2 protein-coding genes are annotated in these 733 nt (G+C 58.0%); both read left to right on the top strand.

Going from position 1 to position 733, the window contains the following annotated elements; all coding sequences use genetic code 11:
• Positions 1-509 (top strand): hypothetical protein (locus RVY79_RS16785; RefSeq protein WP_317465611.1); only part of this gene is annotated, 509 nt, incomplete at its 5' end.
• Positions 506-733 (top strand): DnaB-like helicase N-terminal domain-containing protein (locus tag RVY79_RS16790; protein WP_317465612.1); only part of this gene is annotated, 228 nt, incomplete at its 3' end. The genes RVY79_RS16785 and RVY79_RS16790, both read left to right, overlap by 4 nt.

A 733-nucleotide genomic window follows, 5' to 3' on the forward strand; every position in this document is an offset into this window, starting at 1 on the left:
GCGTCGCAAAGCACAAGGCTAACTCAAAAGGTAACGATGCCGGTAACGCTGGCAGCGTTACTTCGCCGTTACCTAAAGAAGTGAAGAATAAAGAAGAAGTAAACAATCCCCCCAACCCCCCATCGCCTACCGGCGACGAGGGGGCTGAGACAAAAGCCGAGAAAAAACCCAAGCGGGAACGTAAGCCGCGCACCGCACTGAAGACCTTCCTCGCTGCCTGCAGGGCAAACGGGGTGAAGCCAGTGACGACGTATGCGCCGCTCATGGAGTACGTGGAAGGTGTTGGCCTGCCGGCCGATTTTCTCGAACTGGCATGGGATGTGTTCTGCCATGAGCACCTGGACGGCGGCGCAAATGCAGCGCGCTTGCAGGCCGACTGGCAACGACATTTCACGAACTACGTGACCAAGGGCTACTACCGGCTGTGGGTCTGCAAGCCCGATGGGGTGTTCGAGCTGACAAGCGTCGGGCAGCAAGCAAAGCAATTTCACAACCGGAAGGCTGCATGACCGCGCGCGATGATTTTGTAACGCCCCAAAGCATTGAGGCTGAACAGTCGGTGCTCGGCGGCTTGATGCTCGACAACGATGCCGTTGACCGCATTGATGGACTGGCCCGCGAGCACTTTTACCGTGCAGACCATGCCGAGATTTTTGGCGCGATCTGTGAACTCATCACCGCAGGGCAACCTGCGGACGTGGTGACGGTCTACGAACGCTTTGCAGCGAAGGGC

It is taken from the genome of Chromohalobacter sp. HP20-39 (assembly GCF_033052815.1).
Taxonomy (GTDB): Bacteria; Pseudomonadota; Gammaproteobacteria; order Pseudomonadales; family Halomonadaceae; genus Chromohalobacter.